The sequence below is a fragment of the Pseudoalteromonas sp. ATL1 genome (assembly GCF_058933015.1).
Map to the genome: position 1 here is coordinate 36,756 of NZ_JBZYXL010000003.1, position 17,917 is coordinate 54,672.

Sequence of the window (17,917 nt, forward strand, 5' to 3'; positions counted from 1 at the left end):
AGCGTATTACCTAGCAGCTTAATTATCATCCTCAGGAGGAAGAGGCTCACCAAAAATGCGTTGATGTAACTTATCAATTATTGAAAACAGCTTCTTTCTCGAAGGGTCTGATTTTTTATTCCAAATAAGCGATGACATTGGCGGTTTTGCAGCCTTTTTCTCATCTGCACTAAGCTTTTCAAAGCTTTCTGGGTCAATGTAAGGCGGGACGGAAATATCACGGCGTTCCTGAATTAGTCGACTACGAGGAAACACCTCGTCTTTTGGAAAGCAACCAAAAGCAGGGTAATTGAAAATTGGGTCCAGTAAAATTTCTTCTCTTTTACTCAACTTACCCGAGTTTAATGGGTTAACAATCGTCGTAACCAGACGCATACGGCCATCGCTGTTATTTGCCGCAAGGCAAGACATAGTCACGGTGTTACATGAACCAAGCGTATCTCTTGATGGATTGACCGGCACAATGACGTGATCCGATAATTGATAAAGTGCTTCGTTCAATTCCGCATCCAGTGGTGGGGTGTCGAAAATGATCAGGTCGTAACAATTGATGATGTCGCAATCAATCAACCAAGATTCCCAGCGCTCATAGAGTGTTCGTGCCGGGTATTTTTCTGCATGCGTATGAATATGGCTCAGCGCCTCGCTGTCGCCAGGCACGATATCTAGCATGCCCCCCAACTTATTCACGGTACCCAAATGAGGTGAATCGTGCTGGATATACGTGCCGTACTGACACACATACTGTCTGTCTTCTTTCATGATCTCCGACGAGCTACTGCGAGCAGCAAACGGCATTGGATTGCCATCTTCATCGTAATACTCAGGGTGAATAATGGGTTGATGAATGGCTCGAAGTGCAGAACCTGCAAACGCATGTGCCGCGTCAACCGTTGTCGACTCAATAACCCCATAAGCACCACTCAAATTGCACTGTTTGTCTGTATCTATAAGAAGTACGCGTTTACCAGCCCACAGCGCAATACCTTCTCCCAAATAACTGACTAGGGTCGTTTTACCCACGCCCCCTTTTCGGTTTGCAACAGAAACAATTTTGGCCCGACTATCGGCCGGAATTTGGGCAAGTCTGAAGCTTCTAGCAGATAAACTCATACAAACCTCCATGCGAATTTCACAGCCATTATTTTTTTCATTTTCGGTTCCTTAGCGGATTATTGAGTTGCGCGCACTTTTACCATTGAGTCAAGAACGCCTGTACGACAATGACTTATAGCTTACGCCATAAAAAAAGTGAGTGCAACAACTGATTGTGCACTCACTTTTTGCGAGCACAATAAACAGCAACCAATTGGTATGTATTCACTCACTTACAACAAAAAAATGTAAGTGCCAACTAACTTTGAAAGTAAGAAAGCGAGATAAAGGAAGTACTTGCTTACTCCATGAGCTAAAGTAGATGCATTTCAGCCAATTTAGCAAGCGATGATACCTTGAGGGCATTGACGTAAAAATTCTTTCCACGGCCACTTAAAGTAATTTCTTTGCTGCACTCAATGTGCAGTTCAAGGTACAATAGACAATATAAGAGACATCAAGTTGATAACAACTTAATAGTGAGTAGTGATTGAGACCCTGTCGTGGCGCCTTTTTAAGTGCCATTTGTATAGTATTGCCCGTTGTACCAAAACAACTCAAATGAAGGTACTAACGGTGTTTGGTTAAGGAGTTAACATGTCAGATCACTTACGACAGTATCAACACGTTTTTGAGTCGGCCTATCGCATACTTTTAGAGTTTGAAGGAGGCTTTGTCGACGACCCTGACGATAATGGTGGTAAAACAAAATACGGTATTTCTCAAAATGCCTATCCTAATTTGGATATTGCGACACTGACCAAAGATCAAGCAAAAGAGATATACAGAAAAGACTATTTTGAAGCCTGTAAAGCCTATTTGATGCCTGAAAAGATAGCGATTTTAGTTTTTGATACCGCGGTAAACATGGGCGTGCGATGCGCAATAAAGCTATTACAACAAGCACTCAAAACGGATGTAGATGGCATTATTGGCCCTAATACCCTCGCCGCTCTAAAACAGGCATGCAATGCTCATGGTGAAGATTTATTCATTGATTACCAGAGCTTAAGAGCCAAGCAATATGCCGAAATCATTGCCCGTAGACCAAGCAATGGTAAATTTGCAAAGGGCTGGTTCCGTCGTCAGTTTAGGCTGCAGCAGTACCTGTCACAACAAGCAAATATTGCTGAGGAGGCGTTATGAATCAACAATACATTACCGCCAAACTCACACGCTACGAGACCGAAGATCCTAAAGAGATATTTGAAGACTTAATAGCAATGCATTCCCCATTCGCATTCTATTTGTTTAATTGGATAAACTATCACAGCGACGCCTTCGAAAGCTGCGTAGAACTTTTGCATGATATTCAATGCATCGATGGGCGCGTGATCCTTCAATGTATGCCCAATAGCAGTGGCACCCACTTCGTTTGCATTGATACCGATGAAAAAATACATCCATCCCATATCAGTCTTATCCGACTGAGTAAAAAACAGATACTTATGCCATGTGAGTGGGCCCATCCTACGCAGGCACTTTACCCAACCAAGCGCTGAGCGAAGCTCGGCAAAACCCAGTGAAAATGAGAGTGGAACGACAGATGATCACAGTAAACATTCCCCAGGAAAATGGACAGTATCAATCAGTATCGAACCAAATTGGTGAGCACACGCTAAATGCAGTCGCACCAACATTTGGGAAAAGCGAATTGCTTGTATACGTGGACTTTAATAAAAAAAATTTGCAGACAACAGGGCGCATCAAAGTCGCTATGCTGGACCCAAACATTGCAGAAAACACCTCGTTCAGCATGTGCCAGCTAGTCAACAACAGCATTGTGCCGATGGAAATAAATATTGTACAATCAGGACAATATAGGTTTCCAATTCCCGTTGGTAACAATGAAGTCAAGATTAAACTAACCATCGAACTTGTTGATGCAAATGAAGAAACTGATTCTTTTGAGTTATGGGTGGCGGCCAATAGTGATAATGCCGTATCAGTTTTAAAGTAAGGACTTAACATGTACAGCACTTCAGTTTCACAGCAGTTTTACCAGCCAGTTCAAAGCAGCGGCGGTGGATCAAGTACGGAAATTCAACAGTCATACACCATTTCCGAATCTGACGGGCAACCAATTCACATTGCACTCAATGAACAGATTGATAGTACAAAACATGTCTTGGTCACTTTGAATGGTTTGAGTCTCGATAGGGAAACTCAATATAATATTGCGACACAAGACAACAAAAGTACGCTTTTGATTGACCCCGCTGTCATAACTTTTGACGGCGATAGAATTCAATTGTCAGCCAAATTACTCCGCTGATAACAGTGAGATATTACGCTGTCTTGTTATAGCGTATGAGTCTGAGATGAGAAATACATTAACCTATTAAGGAGACTCATCTAATGAGTAAATTACGCGCCAATTCACAAATTATGTCTGCAACGATTAGCCGTGAACTAGTCGACTCAGCTTTTGAAGCAGACTTAGTTAAATTTGCTGACGATATTACGTCGCTTGGTACAATCAAAGCAGACATTAGCTACGTTGATACAAAAGTGGCTGACCTTATCAACAGCGCACCTGAAGCTCTTGATACACTAAAAGAGTTAGCTGATGCGCTAGGTAATGATGCCGATTTCGCTGCAACCGTAACAAATGCTTTAACTGCACAAGATAATCGTATCAAAGCAATTGAAGAAGATACATCACGTATCATGGATCAAGACATTGTTACAGCTGAAGATTTGTCTGCTCAAGTTGATGGTACAACGGTTGATTTTGATATTGCAAAATCACCTCGCGTTGGCTCTGCGCAAGTGTTTGTAAATGGCCTTGCAGTATTTGAAGACATGGTAACCGTTGATGCTGCAACCAAAAAAGCGACTTTCGTAAGTGCACCTCAAGCAGGCGACAAAGTACGTATTAGCTACGTTGCGCAAAGATAAGATAGAGTAGTTCACTAAGAGGCCACTAAAAATGGCCTCTTTTTTCAGTCAACCACAACGCTCGAACGAACACTCTATATTTGAAGGCATATAAAGCAAAAAGTTATTGTACATTAAATTTTAGTTTGATTATTAAAACAAAGCAGCAAGCGTATTTTCGAGAGGATCTGGTTAGGGTGCAGAATCTGGGCAATAAATACCCAAAACCGATCAAATCGCCATATTTGGATCGTTTAAAAAGTTCCATATCTATAAATTAAGCTACTTTATTCCGATCCAAAAATATTTCATATCAATTAATTTATGATATTTATTAATATATTACTAAAAAATATTGATACATGAGCGTCTTTCCAAATAAATCTAAAATCTACTCACACTTACCCCACTAATTTAAAGAATAGCGGTTATTTGTCACTTTAGTGTATTTCATAACTAAAGGCACTCACCTTGCAATAACATTGTACAATTAATTACTAAACTCGCTGAGATAGATGCGTGGATATTTTTTTCAATTCTCTTTGAAGAAAATGAGTTTCTCCCAGTTCCTGGCGAGCCTCTAACTCTAATAATAAACGCTCCATCATGAGAAGTGACTGCTGAATAGACAAACAAGTCACTTCAAGCTTGTCTTGTGCAAGGTCTCTTTGTTGACGCGATTGATCAAGTGCAGCCCTTAAATCTTCAATGGTGTCTTCAGCAACAATTAATTCATTTCGCAAGTTAGCCAACTTGATACATTGCTCTTCATCAATCTGCTGTGTTCCCAATTCATAAAATGATGAAACAAGTGAGGTTAGATACTCTGAATTCGCCGTATTTTCTTCTAAATAAAGCTGTCCAGTGTATTTTCGACACCCTTGAGGAATCCCTTTGGGTAGGGCAATATTGTTACGCATAAATTACAAGTCCTGTTTAATTTACTTAGTTCGCGTCATCACAAACCAGTAGTCCCATGTGTGAATCAATCCGTTATTAAATACTTTTCAAATCCTATCAGAGCTTAACAAGTAGATAGTATGCTTTTGATTTTATTTAAAAAACTAAAATGTCATCGTAACCAATTAAGCAAAATTGTTACATCGGCACGCTGTAAAATGAGCCTATTGTCCCACTTAAAAACTAAAAATCGCTAGCAAGTCTTCTCTGACTCAGTGATTAAAACATGTATATGTTAGATATTCAATATACGGAGTTTATTCCTAGAAAAACACCATATAGGCAGTTTAGGATAGAGTTTATTTGGTTGGGTCGCAACTGTTTTTACCAAACTTTACATATCGCTTATAGGAGCACATGAACAAACTCAATGAACAAAAGCAGGGGAAAATTTCGCATCGTGCTAGGCGTTCCTAGCACTCAATCAATCATAAATTATACGCTTTTGCTATCTTCTTTCACTACACCAAGCGCCTTTACTAGCAGCTCTTTGTATAGCTGGCCACCTTGCAAAATACCAGCTAGAAGGATACGCTGAGATTCGAGTTCTGAGGCTTTCTTTTGCTGCTCTTTTGTTAATTTGCGCTTGTCATCGGGTAGCTCATTTTCAGCTTCACGCAATGCCAAGCTTCTTTCATCAACATGCTTATTCAAATGTTGTTGTACAACATTTATTGCTTGCTCTACTTGCGCTTTTGTTGCCATTTGAAAGGCTCGCTGCGTCAAACTAGCAAAGTCATCCGCCACAATCGCATATCCGTTGTTACATTGCGTACATACGGCTGCAAGCTTACCTGCTATCTCACCAACGATACTGGTATTACTACAATACGGGCAGCGGGGTAAATTCATGCTCATTCTTAGAGTTCTCCATTTGTATAATTAAATCAAAACATTACATATTTACTTAATGTGCGATCAGCAAACTCACTGTGTCAGCTAGAAAGGAAGTAGCGATATGTAGAGTTTATATTTGTCTCACCCGCATGATGACTTAAATACTTTTACATTTCAATTGTACAATTACAAAGTAGCGGTATGATCTCCTTTAAAGACAAGGTATTTGATCTTTCTAAACAGGGAGAACATTAACCATGCCAGAACTGACCGCCTTAGATAAAAGAGTTAGAAATTATGGACTTGAACGAAAAAAAACGATTAACGTCATTGCAAGTAAAAATGGATAAGCAATTCAAACCGCTAATGAAACACGGTTCAATCTATGCTAAAGTGATAGCCGATTCTATACAAGTCGCTTTGGTGCAAGTGGCAAAGCAAGAAATAGCCATAGCCACGGCTGAGCAGGTAATCGGTGAGTTAACAGCCCCATCGCTGTGTAGAGATCTTGTTGAAAAAGAACATCGCCTTGTCATATCAGAAGAGCTGACAGCATTAAGGGAAGCCGCCATGCTGTTGTTGATATCTATTGAGGGACAAGCAGCAGAACTTTAACCAAAAAATGCGTTCAATTAGAGTGCACATTAATGAGACATGTGAAATGACAAACAAAGAAAATTCAACTGCAATTGAGCAGTCATTCGAACTACAGAAAATTTACCATAAAAAATCCACATTCGATGCGCCAAATGCCCCCGCCGTATTTTTAGATGAGTGGAAGCCTTCTATTAGCGTTGATTTAAATACGCAAGCGAATAGGATCAGCGATACCACGTATGAAGTGGTATTAACTGTGAAGTGCAAAGCAAAAGCAACGAATAGTGATACACAGTTATTTAATGCGACTGTAGAGCAGGCAGGTATATTTGAAATTGAAGGGTACGAAGAAACTGAGATTATGGCACTAGTGGGGTCCTATTGCCCAGCACAGCTTTACCCATTTGCACGAAACCACATTTCCAGCCAGGTGTTACACGGAGGCTTTCCGCAATTACTTTTAGCGCCCGTTGACTTTGATGCGTTACTCGACGATGCAATACAAAATGCAGACCAAGATGATGACACAAAGAGTACCAGCGACGATGCAGAGGTAGTATAGCAAAAAGCCGACATTCAGTCGGCTTTTCTCTTTCTTAATCATGCAAAATCAATAAACAAAAGCGCTATTCTACACACGGTAAAAGTTCTTTAAGTCTTTGACTAACTTTGAATTGCACAGTATTACAAGCTTCAATAGGAACAGGCTCTTTTGTCGAAGGGTTGCGCCCCAAACGCGCGTTGCGCTGCACAACCTTCAGCGTTCCAAACCCTTGCACTCGCACATCCTGTCCGGCCTGTAGAGCGTCACAAAACGCATCAATAACCGCGTTTACACAGCCACGCGCGTCAGTTTTACTAATTTGCATTGAGTCAGCAACGTGATCTGCCAACTCTGCCTTTGAAATTGCCATCTTAAATACCCCTAAATATCTACATGTCTCAGTTAACAACCAAATCATGAAGAGGTAGTAGATATTGTATATTGTCACATTTGCATTATAGTTTGATAGATATTGTACAATTCATATCTAACTCATCTGATAGCCGCTTTTAAGCTATCGAATTTGTAAAGCCCGCTATTGTGGATATGGCTACACAGCCTTGACTTGTATCATACCGCTGCCGCGCATAACAAGAACGCGCTCTTAAATAACCGACTCGGTCAAATTAACTTATTAGTGATTCAGCTTTCTAAATTAGAGGCACGTCGTTGACGCCTCCGAGTGCAGGCATTATCACAAGATGAAAGTGCGTTCTCTTCACCTAAAAACTGCTTCGAAGCCAAACAGTTAGCAACAGCCCCCGGCAGCTCTTTGTTTGAAATTAACCCCAATGCCCGCGCTTTTGCCATTTCAACCGCAATAACAATTTCTTCGGCGCTCATATCAGCATTATATAGCCTTAACTGTCCTTGCTCATCGTAACCAATGACAATGCCTTTTACCAATGAGACTGGCTCTCCTTGCGCCAAACTAGCGCATATTTTTTGGATTTGTGTATCCATAGTACCATCCTAGATTCTTTATTTTTGAGCTATATACCTAAAGCTTTTGTTAGTGCATTAAATAAAAAGCTACTCCTTACGCGGGAGTAGCTTTTCGGTTGGGTCTACTCTGCTCAAAGCTCTTGTATCGTCTTTTTTTAAAATATATGTTTTAAAATCATAATATTGCACACACTCATGTTGCAGAAACATTTGATGTGCGATCAACTAAGGTTATGCGATGCTATTTCACGCTTAGACATATATTTTTACAGTGTCTTGTATATCCCATTAAATGTACAACGGTAACAACATGTACCGTATGTCACGAGAGATCTAATTAGTGAGCAGGAGTATCTAAGCTTTGTTAATCGTTGTCAATAATCAATTGAACTTAAAACGGCTACGTTATAACGCTATGTCGTCATCTTAACTTACAACTAAGGTACCACCAAAGTTGTACAATTATCAATCAACCCGTTGTTGATTTGCCTAATTCATCGAAAACATGATCCGATGTAATTGACTGTAATACCATTTTTAGTTACTAAATTAACCGCAATACCATTGACAGCAATGAATAAAATTGTTGTACAACAAAACCAGTATTTTCAATGCTTGCAAACATATTTCCCATGACTCAATCCTCACGATCACCCAGATCAATCAAGCTAGAAAGCGCACTAAAACAGGACCTCAGAGGCCAAAAGTTGTTATTTTGATTTGACAGTCAGCGCCGTAACGTATAGATTTGTTTAGGATATAGCGTAATTGGTTGCATTGCAGTGATTTACATCCAATGCGATTGCAATATATAGTGTATCAGGAAGATTAACTAGTGAATTAGGAATAAATGATGACTAGTTTTATCGTGAAATGATCATTGGAAGTAATATTTTAGAGCTATATCAAAAAGTTATGATAAAACTTTTAAAGTAAAATTTAGTTTTTGTCAGTCTTAATCTCTATAGGCTGTTATCAAATCGGGGCTAACAGTGAGGCTAATTTATGAAATTTAAGAGAGTTGTGCACGAGAAAAGTAATATCGATGGCTCTTCGGCTAGCGCTAAAGCTATCGCCCAAGCTCCTACCATCAAACTTGCAAATGTAAGCGGAAACAATGCCAAGTTAAAACAAGCCAAAGTTGGCTCGGCTATTGACCAAGTTGGGGCCTTAACTGCTGCTCGCGACTTGCTAGACGCTCGCATTGAAGAGGCACAATCTTCGCTTATGGATATGCTCAAAACCTCAACACAGCCGTCCATTGAGGGTAAGAAATTTGTCGCGAGCAAAACGCCGGTCCCTTGTAAGCAGTTGCTTCCTAAAGCAAAAGTAATGACTTCAATGATAGCGCTGTTACAAAAAGCAAACGAGCAAAGCAGAAACGATGGTGGACTTTTTGAGATGATCTTAAGTCTAGATCCTGAAATCGTCAATGCGCACTTTCTACCGTTACTTGAAGCCATTTTTGAAAGATCAGCATTAACAGAGGAAGCTGAAAAACTCTATTTTGTCTCTGAAAAAGATGAAGTTGTTGTCAGCCTTCGTGAAGCTGTATAATTTAATCTCTGATAAGGGCGAGAAACAATCATGACCTCTTGCCCAGCTTCCCACTCAGTTCAAATAGTTCAACCGCACAGCGCACCCCAAATTTATTGTACAATATAACTAGACTAGTCGTGAGCGTGTCTCTAAGCTAGATTGCTTATTAGAATATAGGTATATTCGCTCTGTGGCCGATTTATACCAATTTACTTAATTAATAACGCAGCTGGCGTCTGATTTAATTTCTCAAAATGACTCTGTGCTATTGCGGATTGGTATTAGATACGTATGCATTGACAGTATGGCTCTGCGCGTTTAATCGCGCGAGTTAGTCAAATTCAGCCACACATTTTCTGAGACTGATGATCGAATTGGAGGCTTGCAATGAGCGACATACAATATGCAACAAAAGACAACGTCCACACACTAATCCATGAAGGCTACACATTGGTTGCCTACTATGCGCCTTGGTGTGGTCCGTGTAAACAGTTGGGATTGGCACTAGAAGAACTCCCACAAACGCTAACGCAACATCTTACGATTGTAAAAGTAAATATCGACGAGTGTGGCGACGCGATGAAGAGCGCGAATATTGATGTGATACCCACATTACATTTTATGCACAACGGTACCGTTCTTGAGAAGAACATTGGCGCAGTGATCAAACCACACTTTATGCAAAAACTTGCAAAAGAACTCTCACTTTAAAACAAAGCACACTTTGTTATTAAATTGAATTTGCAGGCTTTTCCTGGTATTTGCCGTGAATTTCCTGCAAATATATCACTCCACACCATACTGGCTTCTCATGATCTTTCTCGCTGATGCCAACGCGGTCTCTAGCTTTTTATGACCTAGGATCTGAGCGACCTCATGGCGTCGATCAGCATCAATAAAATCATCTAACGTTTCAATACCAGCCTTTACCAGCTTGCGTATATTCATCACACCCACTTCTTCGATGGAAAGCAGCTTCGCGGAATCAGCCGTCGTGCCATATCTAAATCGTGTTTCTAGGATATGCCAATATCCATCAGGGCGTACTATCCCACAGGCTTTTGCTATTTGTCTTATGGCTTGAAAAATACGTGAAAGATCGTATTTAAAACCACTTATCTTTTGTTGCTGCACGGTCTTGCCACTGAGGTATGTCGCCATATCTGCCGGCAACGCCATTTCAGCTGCAAAAGGCACAACTAATTGTAAGCGTTTCATATATTCATCGACTTGCTTAGCCTGAGCGCGCTGAATATAGTCTGTATTGTAAGAGGGGGCACCTGCTATTGCCCACGCCAAGGCATCATCGTTATGCCAAAGCTGCCCATGTTCGATAAATCGCAGTGCGGTATGCCAATGAAAGATATCCTCTGGCTTGTAATACCAGCGCGATGAAATTTTGCCAATTTCAGTTATTTCGTATTGCCCATCATGGTCTTTAAGCATCTGAGTGCGAAGCAAGTCTCCCATCACACTATCCACAACTTTTTGCTCAACTAACCCTTGCAGTTTAGCTAAGGAACGGTTGAACCAGTTCACTAAACCAGCTTGATTTTTAATGGTACCCGCGTCTACCTCTGCAAGAATATGAAAGCCCAGAGTTGCTTCGTTGACTAATTGACTATGAACAGGCTTGGCTTGCTGTATGCGGTGTTCCCACACTTTTGGCTGAGCACAAATGAGGTAGCAGTGCCCATGATATCGCTCTAGATACTGGGGGTCATTGCGTGCTATCCACTCTTTTGCCTCTGCAACGCTTTGAGCTAAAATAACTTTTTGATGGTCTTTAACGTGTCGTTTGCTCACTTTACGTTTGTCTCCTGCGTTGCGGGCGTGTTGCATTGGTTGCTGCTTTGGTACGTTTAAGGCGTCTTGCTTGGGCACCTTGCTGATTGTTAGTGTGGCGTATATCTATCACATCACCGGCATCTGACATATCTAACTCATCGGCATTATCCAATATTCTTAACGACAGCCTATCTAAACTGGACTGCGCGTAACGGCTTCCATCCGGGGCAACCACAAAGTAATCCGCAGGCAGGCTTCGACCTGCACGACCAGCCATTTGCAAGATATCTTCGATTTCCACAGGTGATAAACCTCGTGTGGTGCCCACTATCACAACATTTTGTGCCGGTACATTGCACCCCCAGGCAAGGGTTGAGGTGGACACTAGCACGCGTAGCTTTCCTTTCGGATCTTTAAACTCATTTTCGATTTGCTGCCTGATATTAAGCCTCAAGTCGGCACTGTGAAACTCAGCATGAATACCTTGCGTTCTCACCTTTCTTAGCAATTCAGCGCCTGTGGCTTTGTCATGCACAAAAAGAAGATATTTCTCATGTGCTTTTTCAACATCAGTCACCTTTTTTACAGCTTCATTGATACGGTTATCTCTACTTTGTTTGTAATTCCCGTTGTCTACGAAGCGTGGAAAGTGCCAGGTAAGGGGAGTTGGTCGCCATGGCGAATTAATGATCTCACTTGACAACCCATTTAATACACTCAGCCATTGTGCAAACTGCTCTACATTTGGCATCGTTGCAGACATAAATAGGATTTTTGCTTGATTAAACTGGGTAAAGCGCATCAAACCAGCTTCTACGGCATGACCTCGCTCAGTGCCAATAATGTGCGATTCATCCACCACCAACAAGCCAACTTTGTCTATCCAAGCGCTACGTTCACTGCCGTACTTTCTTGTCCGAGAATCCAGCATTTCAGACGTGATACACAAGATATCTGCCTGATTAATTTCATCGCTTTTATCTGGTGATAAGGCATAGTCTCCCGTCAGTATCGCAATTTTATATTGAGCACCGAAAACGTGTGACCAATCATCGTATTTCTCTTGGGTCAATGAACGAAGCGGAGACACATACACAACCACTTCCCCTCTGGCCAGAGTCTGCGCCATGCATAATTCCGCACACACCGTTTTACCACTACTGGTTGCGGTGCCCAGTACTAGGTTGACATTTTTAGTATGTATCTGATTTTTAAGCAACGTCGATTGAACGCGGTTAAAGTGGCTAAACGGATAGTTGAGTAAAGTATATTCAGAGGTTTTGATGAGCGCATGATCTTCAACCAAAGGTAATCCGACCCTTGATTGGGTAGAATCTTCTCCCGTTGTCAGGCCGATTTGACGCGTCATGGAGGCACGAATTGAGCCCGGAGGGCGACCTAAGTCGTCTTGGCCATGAGACAATAGGTAAAGTTGCTGATCTGAGTTGAGTGGCTCTAATGGATAAATTCTACCGTTGGATTTTGATTTACCTGAGCAAACAGCATAATTGCTACACAGTTTCATCGCGCGGCCCTGTGAAAACTGCACTATTTTATGTGCGTAGCATTTTGGACAATACTCTAACGCACCAATATCGGTATCTTGCTCATCTGCCGCCCCGTCCAAACAGCGAACGGCCTGCTCTGCACGCCATTCCACTTGATATTCTCGATGTGTGAGATTAGACACTGAGTCAAACGTCACTAGCTGAACCGCTTGCTCAATAAAATCAAAATGGGCATTCACCCCCGTGCACAACCAACGTTCACACCGCCCATCTACCGTTTTAATAATAACAAAACCATCAGAATCTAATGCAAGCCCCACGTAACCCCAACGATTTCGGGCCCAGTCAAGCATATCATTTAACATAGTACCTCTTACCACTTACTCATTGCTCAATGAGAAATTTAAGACTCACAGTATCAGCGATTGCACCGTGAATAGCTGACATACGCCATCAATATCTGGTCTTATACAATGTATTAGACAGCTTATTAAACCAGGTGGTTCTGGATCACGCTATCCGTATGCGTCACAAGCAAATGCTCATTTTCTATAAAAACCATATAATTAACTTCAGCACCAGGTAAAACTGATGCCAACACATTTTCCAGCACGCCTTCAAACTTATCAGTCGCAATGCCCGTAAATGCCGCCAGCTTGCTGAGTCTTTGTGCTAGGGAATCTTTTTCGAGAAATGACGCTGCATCAAATAACCAGTTATCTCTTGAAAAGTAACGAGCCGCTTTTGTTTCAACTTCCACAAATCTTGCCGTTTCGCCCTCATATACAGGCAGAATGAGTACCGCCGATGTGTTGGGCATCACAATATAATTTGCATTTTCTAAACTCATACTCGCTCCAATCAAAAAGCCTGCCGCGCACCATTACACGAATTGTATAATCGTATGCTAAGCGTGTTGGAATGTCACGCATTAGGGCATACAAAGCCAATAAATTGGCGATTGTTCAAGCGTTTCTGACAAAATATCACCACTTATCGCCGCCACTTTTTTTAAAGTTGCCTAAAATAACTTTTATTGTACAATGAAGCGAAAGTTATTGTTGTGCAGTCATTTTGGCTTGCTTCAACGTCAACTTGATAGAAAAACAATGATGCTCTTAAAAAGGTGACAACATGACGCAATCAGCAGCTGAGTTTAATGGGGTATTAGCGATAGCCCACGACCTCTTACCCGCAATGCACAGCGGACTTTCACAACTAAAGCCTAACGACACAGCCTTGCTTGTTGCCGCTAAGCTTCACTATGCGTTTTGGTTTGCCACCTCAGAAGAGCAAATCATCGAGCTAACCAAACAAGCACAAGCTTCTGATAAAAAAAGTAAAGATCTTGATAAGTTGAACGCTTGGGCAGAATCCGCATCAAGTGTGTTTGATACCGAGGTTCAGTGGGAAAAAATGCCCGCAAAGTACCACAAAAAGTTCGAAAAATTTCCCAGCAAAGCACAAGCGACATTTGACAACCCACTTCCCTCATTGTCAGAGGCACTCATTGCTTTGGAAAACATGCCTGTACCTGACCTTTTGAAAGCGTTGGCACAGCAAGCAGCACCCTTTTTGCTACCAGACACCGACGCTTTTCTTGCTACTATGTTTCCAAAGCAAAACAGCGAGAAACCGATCGACATTGTTGACGAGTCGATACCAACAGAAGTCGACCCTATCAGCGATAACAGCCGCCTAACGCAGGAAGCAATTGCACACATTCACGATGCATATACGGTTAAAGGCTACCTCGACGTGCCAATGACAGATGCCGCCGAGCAACATCATGCATTGACACAACACGAAGTGGAAGAAAAGACAGCAATCTACGAAGCACATAACGACAATGACGTTGCGACGTACGTACCCACAACCAAGAAAAAAATTCGTAAAATAGCGCGAACTGAGAAAGGTCATGGTGCGATGATCAGAATCGTGCGCCATATGCTGGTATTAAATGAACAGGCATCCAAAGATCAGATCATGGCGGTGTTAGATTTGCTGGGTATCAAATATGCGGTTTCAGCTTTACCCGCTAAAATTTCAGACGCTCGAAAAATGCTTTTGTATATGGGTGATATGGGGCTAGTAGACGAGGAGTTAGCAAATTCATACGACTCCATGGTTAAAATCTCTCAGTACGATGAAAATCTAAGTTTAGAAGACGCCAAACGCATTGATGAATTATTAAACGAATTAGAGTTTAAACCCGTAAAACGAAGAACCTAAGCCAAATTTATAGTCAATATATAAAAGCTGATTTATGGCGTAACAAACCGCTGTGCGCCTTAAATAAAATACCATGAAAATTTTTATATAATTCACAACAAAAGCATTGATAAGAAACGCAAAAAATTGTTACCATCAGGGTACAGACCATGATGATTTATCTAGAGTAATGCGGTTATTTTAGATAATAGGTATGTAGATTTCTTTGCCGCAAATTGCATTATATGTGAGCAACCCGCCTTATTAATTATGTGCGGGTTTGTTTTTATTTAAAGCAGTCACACCAATTTGCAATAACACTCAATCATTCTCTTATCTCAAGCCCACTTTTTTAAAATCCACGTAAATAAAGTAAAGCCAAAATAATAAAAAAGGCCGCAATCAATGCAGCCTTGTGATCCTATGATATAGCGAACTTATACTAAGCGGATCTTGGTAATAAAACTAGGTACAAGCACATCAATCGCAGACCATACTGCCGCCGCTCTTTGGTTTACTAGTGGGTTAACACCATGTGGAAGCGCCGATGTAACGACCAGTGGCATGTAAGGTGCGCTGACTAATGCACTTTCGAAATTTGATTTGCCTTTATAAACACAGACAGCCGTATCGGCATCCATCACCTGCTGGTTAGGCACGCGTACAATTAAAATACCGTCTAAAATACCAAAAATGTGAGGGCCTACGGCAGCGCCATCTGACAGCTTAGTGAAGCCTGGTAACGTTGCTGCTAAAGCGCAAACATTACGCCCTGCCACCATTGCAGAAATAGTACCTCGACCTGCATTATTTAAGATAGTCGCTTCAGCTTGCGCAATGGCATCTTTAAACCCTTGCTTGTGATCATTATAACTAATGCCACTCGGTGCATTTTTCTTAAACGTCACTTCACCCTGTGCTTTGGCTAACAACATGCGCGTGGCCGTATTCATTTGCTCGGAGTTAATTGCAGCAACTAGGTCTTGAGCAATTTCATCTTCAGCCACCATGCCAAAACGACGACGCAAAGCATATGACTGCTGCAAACCAATCGTGTCTTTTAGCGCCCATAAACGCGCTTGAACGGTTTTAGAGGCAAACTTCATCCCTACTTTTGGAATATCGTCTGCCGCGTCATAATCGCCACTATACGCCGCTGTGATTGCATGTTCTGCATCTGGCGCGTGCTTGGTTGACAAAGTAACCGCGCCACTGACGTAATCCACAGTACCTTGAATATCAAAGCCGATTAACTGACCTAACCCATTGTCTTGTGCAACTAAGCCCAGTTCAGAAATTTCAACACGAACAGAGCCCACTTGCACAGGCGCATTTTTCAGATCAAAACTGTAATCGGTCACATCCGCTTGAGTTTGACCTAGCGCCTCACCCATCACGTTTGACGTTGCAGACACACCTGATAGTAACTCACCTGAGTTGAGCTGCGCATCGCCTGACACAATGTTCTTGAAGTAAATGGTGCCCTGCTCTTCATCAATTGGTTGAATTGACGCAATCGCAGATAAAGGTGAAGTACCATACGCAACAGTCAGTACATCTAATGCCACATCTGGGATCTTGCCCAGTTGAGATAATGTGCCATCTTCTTCGCAAAGCTGTTTATACACTTGGAAGTTTTCAAGTTGTTTACCTAACGCATAAACATCGGTTGTATTAATCGCACGTACTTTGCTCAGTAACGAGTTTCTTTCTAATGCCTCCACAAAAGGTTTGTACTTAGTGAAGTAGTGATCTGCTTTGCGCTCAATTGCTTGGCCCGTTACGGTTTCTTGTAACATGGTATCGTCCTCAAAATTCTTAAAAAAACTGTCAACAGCACTCGTTGTACAAAACGAGCATTCATTTTAGGTGTAAGTTTTACTGCGCCGATTCAAACAACGAGCTTAATCGACTTGTGCCTGAATCATCCGTGCTATCAGACAGTGCAACACTGTCTTCATAGTTGATGGAAAAATTTGCGTATAACTGTTCAGACAAAGAGCCTACTCGCGTTCGTGCTGCTGAGTATTGCCCACCAATCTTGCTTAACGCTGCTTGAATTTCACATACGCTGCCAAGCTTTTTATAGTCTTCCAATTGCGTCATCATATTCGCGTTTTGTTGACGAACTTCTGCCAGTTCTTGTGCCAACAACTCGATATGCTCTGCCTGTGTTTTTGCCTGCTCATTTAGCGAATCGTTTTTGCTACGTAGTGTCGCATGTTCGGCATAGGCTTTTGCCAGACTCTCTTCAACGTGGCTTTTCTGTTTCGCCAGAGCCGCAATCGTAGATGCACTCTCACTCATTACAGTATCCTTAACGGGGTTAGTCTTTAACGGGGTCTCATTCTTTTCATCCACACTCGCTTTAACGCTTGCATTGGCCAGCTCAAGTATCGATTTATGCAATTTTGCGGCTTCATCATCGAGCGATTCAACCAATGACGGAATGGCTTGAGCAACACCAGGCTCTTGAACGAAATCAAAGGTTTCAAGTACGAAGCTGGCTTCATCTATCACAGGGGCATTGTCTCGTTTGTATGGCTTGTAGCCACCATACCCTCGGCTAGACACAGGAAACTGCACACCGCCTCGAAGATAGGCGTTCAACACCCGCCCTGCCGGTGTATTTAAAACCAAAATTTCGCCCATACCCATGTTGGCCTGCTCATCAATCCATAATTTGGAGACGCGATGTGATGCCCTGCCTTCCAACAGTGCCTGATCATCCAGTGTCTGTGCATGCCCGATTGTGCCCAGCATGGTTCCTGATAATATTTTAGCTTGGCTGCGCTCAATGGCTGTGTGCCATAATTCGCGAGTATAAAAACGGCCATTGCGAGATTTACCATCGACGAGAAAAAATGGCCCTACAACACGCGCCAATACGCCCACACCATCCACCTTCGAAGACTCTTGCAAACTTTGTGTTTGCTCAGATGCTTCGCAGATCTGGTAGGTCACTTTAGACGTATCAAACGCGTCGATAAACAGTGTACGCTCTGTCATGCGC

At 42.0% G+C, this 17,917-nt stretch carries 20 protein-coding genes; 10 read left to right on the plus strand and 10 right to left on the minus strand.

What is annotated here, in order from left to right; translation table 11 throughout:
• Nucleotides 1-18: 18 nt before the first annotated feature.
• Entirely contained in the window at nt 19-1,113 is a 1,095-nt protein-coding gene (locus tag AC5FX4_RS23245; RefSeq protein WP_493608811.1) for a ParA family protein, read from the minus strand.
• Nucleotides 1,114-1,692: 579 nt separating this feature from the next.
• Here AC5FX4_RS23245 and AC5FX4_RS23250 point away from each other — a divergent pair.
• From AC5FX4_RS23250 to AC5FX4_RS23270, 5 genes are all read left to right on the plus strand, one after another.
• On the plus strand, nt 1,693-2,241 hold the full coding sequence (locus AC5FX4_RS23250; RefSeq protein WP_493608812.1) for a glycoside hydrolase family 108 protein: 549 nt from the start codon (nt 1,693-1,695) through the stop codon (nt 2,239-2,241).
• Nucleotides 2,238-2,597 carry a hypothetical protein gene (locus tag AC5FX4_RS23255; protein WP_493608813.1) on the plus strand — a complete coding sequence of 120 codons (360 nt, stop codon included), beginning with the start codon at nt 2,238-2,240 and terminating at the stop codon, nt 2,595-2,597. The genes AC5FX4_RS23250 and AC5FX4_RS23255 overlap by 4 nt, the downstream gene beginning before the upstream one ends.
• Nucleotides 2,598-2,641: 44 nt before the next feature.
• Nucleotides 2,642-3,055 carry a hypothetical protein gene (locus AC5FX4_RS23260; protein ID WP_493608814.1) on the plus strand — a complete coding sequence of 138 codons (414 nt, stop codon included), beginning with the start codon at nt 2,642-2,644 and terminating at the stop codon, nt 3,053-3,055.
• Between the two features lie 9 nt (nt 3,056-3,064).
• A complete protein-coding gene (locus tag AC5FX4_RS23265; protein ID WP_493608815.1) occupies nt 3,065-3,370 on the plus strand; it encodes a hypothetical protein in 306 nt (101 codons plus the stop codon).
• An 83-nt stretch (nt 3,371-3,453) separates the two neighbouring features.
• Complete coding sequence (locus tag AC5FX4_RS23270) at nt 3,454-3,996, plus strand: hypothetical protein (RefSeq protein WP_493608816.1); 543 nt, start codon at nt 3,454-3,456, stop codon at nt 3,994-3,996.
• A 476-nt stretch (nt 3,997-4,472) separates the two neighbouring features.
• Here the strand turns inward: AC5FX4_RS23270 and AC5FX4_RS23275 are convergent, their stop codons facing one another.
• Nucleotides 4,473-4,895: a hypothetical protein gene (locus AC5FX4_RS23275; RefSeq protein WP_493608817.1), complete on the minus strand. Its 423-nt coding sequence runs from the start codon at nt 4,893-4,895 to the stop codon at nt 4,473-4,475.
• 475 nt (nt 4,896-5,370) lie between these two features.
• Nucleotides 5,371-5,787, minus strand: coding sequence for a hypothetical protein (locus AC5FX4_RS23280; RefSeq protein ID WP_493608818.1), 417 nt, complete (start codon nt 5,785-5,787; stop codon nt 5,371-5,373).
• Between the two features lie 282 nt (nt 5,788-6,069).
• On the opposite strand from AC5FX4_RS23280, the gene AC5FX4_RS23285 reads away from it, so the two are divergent.
• Nucleotides 6,070-6,387: a hypothetical protein gene (locus AC5FX4_RS23285; protein ID WP_493608819.1), complete on the plus strand. Its 318-nt coding sequence runs from the start codon at nt 6,070-6,072 to the stop codon at nt 6,385-6,387.
• A 46-nt stretch (nt 6,388-6,433) separates the two neighbouring features.
• Nucleotides 6,434-6,931, plus strand: a complete 498-nt coding sequence (gene secB / locus AC5FX4_RS23290; protein ID WP_493608820.1) for a protein-export chaperone SecB — start codon at nt 6,434-6,436, stop codon at nt 6,929-6,931.
• Between the two features lie 64 nt (nt 6,932-6,995).
• Here the strand turns inward: secB and AC5FX4_RS23295 are convergent, their stop codons facing one another.
• Both AC5FX4_RS23295 and AC5FX4_RS23300 read right to left on the minus strand, forming a co-directional pair.
• Entirely contained in the window at nt 6,996-7,283 is a 288-nt protein-coding gene (locus AC5FX4_RS23295; protein WP_493608821.1) for an HU family DNA-binding protein, read from the minus strand.
• A 272-nt stretch (nt 7,284-7,555) separates the two neighbouring features.
• Nucleotides 7,556-7,876 (minus strand): hypothetical protein, encoded by a 321-nt coding sequence (locus AC5FX4_RS23300; protein WP_493608822.1) that lies wholly within the window; start codon nt 7,874-7,876, stop codon nt 7,556-7,558.
• 987 nt (nt 7,877-8,863) lie between these two features.
• On the opposite strand from AC5FX4_RS23300, the gene AC5FX4_RS23305 reads away from it, so the two are divergent.
• Both AC5FX4_RS23305 and AC5FX4_RS23310 read left to right on the plus strand, forming a co-directional pair.
• On the plus strand, nt 8,864-9,415 hold the full coding sequence (locus AC5FX4_RS23305; protein WP_493608823.1) for a hypothetical protein: 552 nt from the start codon (nt 8,864-8,866) through the stop codon (nt 9,413-9,415).
• Nucleotides 9,416-9,784: 369 nt separating this feature from the next.
• Entirely contained in the window at nt 9,785-10,108 is a 324-nt protein-coding gene (locus tag AC5FX4_RS23310) for a thioredoxin family protein (RefSeq protein WP_493608824.1), read from the plus strand.
• Nucleotides 10,109-10,183: 75 nt separating this feature from the next.
• Here the strand turns inward: AC5FX4_RS23310 and AC5FX4_RS23315 are convergent, their stop codons facing one another.
• From AC5FX4_RS23315 to AC5FX4_RS23325, 3 genes are all read right to left on the minus strand, one after another.
• Nucleotides 10,184-11,239, minus strand: a complete 1,056-nt coding sequence (locus AC5FX4_RS23315) for a hypothetical protein (RefSeq protein ID WP_493608825.1) — start codon at nt 11,237-11,239, stop codon at nt 10,184-10,186.
• A complete protein-coding gene (locus AC5FX4_RS23320; RefSeq protein ID WP_493608826.1) occupies nt 11,205-13,058 on the minus strand; it encodes a DEAD/DEAH box helicase in 1,854 nt (617 codons plus the stop codon). The genes AC5FX4_RS23315 and AC5FX4_RS23320 overlap by 35 nt, the downstream gene beginning before the upstream one ends.
• 125 nt (nt 13,059-13,183) lie before the next feature.
• Entirely contained in the window at nt 13,184-13,543 is a 360-nt protein-coding gene (locus tag AC5FX4_RS23325) for a hypothetical protein (RefSeq protein WP_493608827.1), read from the minus strand.
• A gap of 284 nt (nt 13,544-13,827) precedes the next feature.
• Here AC5FX4_RS23325 and AC5FX4_RS23330 point away from each other — a divergent pair, with 284 nt between their 5' ends.
• On the plus strand, nt 13,828-14,925 hold the full coding sequence (locus AC5FX4_RS23330; protein WP_493608828.1) for a hypothetical protein: 1,098 nt from the start codon (nt 13,828-13,830) through the stop codon (nt 14,923-14,925).
• 416 nt (nt 14,926-15,341) lie between these two features.
• On the opposite strand, the gene AC5FX4_RS23335 is transcribed toward AC5FX4_RS23330, so the two are convergent.
• Nucleotides 15,342-16,703, minus strand: coding sequence for a hypothetical protein (locus AC5FX4_RS23335; RefSeq protein WP_493608829.1), 1,362 nt, complete (start codon nt 16,701-16,703; stop codon nt 15,342-15,344).
• Nucleotides 16,704-16,782: 79 nt separating this feature from the next.
• On the minus strand, nt 16,783-17,913 hold the full coding sequence (locus AC5FX4_RS23340; protein ID WP_493608830.1) for a hypothetical protein: 1,131 nt from the start codon (nt 17,911-17,913) through the stop codon (nt 16,783-16,785).
• Between the last annotated feature and the right edge of the window lie 4 nt (nt 17,914-17,917).

Bases quoted from the DNA above. Each gene is read 5' to 3' on its own strand.
- AC5FX4_RS23245 (WP_493608811.1), bottom strand. From the start codon at position 1,113: ATGAGTTTATCTGCTAGAAGCTTCAGACTTGCCCAAATTCCGGCCGAT.
- AC5FX4_RS23250 (WP_493608812.1), top strand. From the start codon at position 1,693: ATGTCAGATCACTTACGACAGTATCAACACGTTTTTGAGTCGGCCTAT.
- AC5FX4_RS23255 (WP_493608813.1), top strand. From the start codon at position 2,238: ATGAATCAACAATACATTACCGCCAAACTCACACGCTACGAGACCGAA.
- AC5FX4_RS23260 (WP_493608814.1), top strand. From the start codon at position 2,642: ATGATCACAGTAAACATTCCCCAGGAAAATGGACAGTATCAATCAGTA.
- AC5FX4_RS23265 (WP_493608815.1), top strand. From the start codon at position 3,065: ATGTACAGCACTTCAGTTTCACAGCAGTTTTACCAGCCAGTTCAAAGC.
- AC5FX4_RS23270 (WP_493608816.1), top strand. From the start codon at position 3,454: ATGAGTAAATTACGCGCCAATTCACAAATTATGTCTGCAACGATTAGC.
- AC5FX4_RS23275 (WP_493608817.1), bottom strand. From the start codon at position 4,895: ATGCGTAACAATATTGCCCTACCCAAAGGGATTCCTCAAGGGTGTCGA.
- AC5FX4_RS23280 (WP_493608818.1), bottom strand. From the start codon at position 5,787: ATGAATTTACCCCGCTGCCCGTATTGTAGTAATACCAGTATCGTTGGT.
- AC5FX4_RS23285 (WP_493608819.1), top strand. From the start codon at position 6,070: ATGGACTTGAACGAAAAAAAACGATTAACGTCATTGCAAGTAAAAATG.
- secB (WP_493608820.1), top strand. From the start codon at position 6,434: ATGACAAACAAAGAAAATTCAACTGCAATTGAGCAGTCATTCGAACTA.
- AC5FX4_RS23295 (WP_493608821.1), bottom strand. From the start codon at position 7,283: ATGGCAATTTCAAAGGCAGAGTTGGCAGATCACGTTGCTGACTCAATG.
- AC5FX4_RS23300 (WP_493608822.1), bottom strand. From the start codon at position 7,876: ATGGATACACAAATCCAAAAAATATGCGCTAGTTTGGCGCAAGGAGAG.
- AC5FX4_RS23305 (WP_493608823.1), top strand. From the start codon at position 8,864: ATGAAATTTAAGAGAGTTGTGCACGAGAAAAGTAATATCGATGGCTCT.
- AC5FX4_RS23310 (WP_493608824.1), top strand. From the start codon at position 9,785: ATGAGCGACATACAATATGCAACAAAAGACAACGTCCACACACTAATC.
- AC5FX4_RS23315 (WP_493608825.1), bottom strand. From the start codon at position 11,239: ATGCAACACGCCCGCAACGCAGGAGACAAACGTAAAGTGAGCAAACGA.
- AC5FX4_RS23320 (WP_493608826.1), bottom strand. From the start codon at position 13,058: ATGTTAAATGATATGCTTGACTGGGCCCGAAATCGTTGGGGTTACGTG.
- AC5FX4_RS23325 (WP_493608827.1), bottom strand. From the start codon at position 13,543: ATGAGTTTAGAAAATGCAAATTATATTGTGATGCCCAACACATCGGCG.
- AC5FX4_RS23330 (WP_493608828.1), top strand. From the start codon at position 13,828: ATGACGCAATCAGCAGCTGAGTTTAATGGGGTATTAGCGATAGCCCAC.
- AC5FX4_RS23335 (WP_493608829.1), bottom strand. From the start codon at position 16,703: ATGTTACAAGAAACCGTAACGGGCCAAGCAATTGAGCGCAAAGCAGAT.
- AC5FX4_RS23340 (WP_493608830.1), bottom strand. From the start codon at position 17,913: ATGACAGAGCGTACACTGTTTATCGACGCGTTTGATACGTCTAAAGTG.